The following is a 597-nucleotide window of genomic DNA, read 5'->3' as shown; positions in this document are numbered from 1 at the left end:
AATTCGAGAAAACAGGTCATCAAACTCCCCCATTGCTTGCTGAAGCTTATCTGGCACCATCTTATCGACAATCTTCACTTCATCTGCAAGTTTAAGGAAATAAGATGACAACTCATCAGCCCCCATGCGATTAGCGTAAGAAGCCAATTCTGTCGCTACTTCAATGCAAGGTCCCAGGACATCTGAAATGATTTTGCTGGCATCTTTTGCATATTCAGCCCATTTTAGTGTTCTTAAAAACTTCTCAGGATCTCCTTTTCCCAAACCACGTAGAATGGCCAGAACTTCATCTTTCGATGCTGATTTTCCACCTTTTAACGCAACTTTACAGGTTCCTTTCATTGCACTACCAAAAGTGGGGATGCATCCGATCAAAGTCAGAGATAGCGCTAACCAGTTTTCAGACTTTTCTCTTTCAGCTTCATCAAGCAATGTCATCACGTTGGCAGTCATGTCCCTGACATCTGCCGCCTGGTCTACCACCGGGATCATAGTTAATGCGGTACTGGCAATGATTTGCTCAACAGAAGCATCATCATTAAAATCGCCTAAAATTACGCCCCAAATCCAATGAGCTGCACCTGACATTCGTTTCCA

General features: G+C 43.4%; 1 pseudogene. It reads right to left on the bottom strand.

Annotation, left to right across the window (positions count from 1 at the left end):
• A pseudogene (locus Q0852_RS23695) lies at positions 1–597 on the bottom strand (hypothetical protein); the annotation flags it as partial.

The organism is uncultured Photobacterium sp. (assembly GCF_947502415.1).
GTDB lineage: Bacteria > Pseudomonadota > Gammaproteobacteria > Enterobacterales > Vibrionaceae > Photobacterium.
Note: the sequence above shows the minus strand (reverse complement) of the source record. Positions and strands in the feature narration are given on the sequence as shown.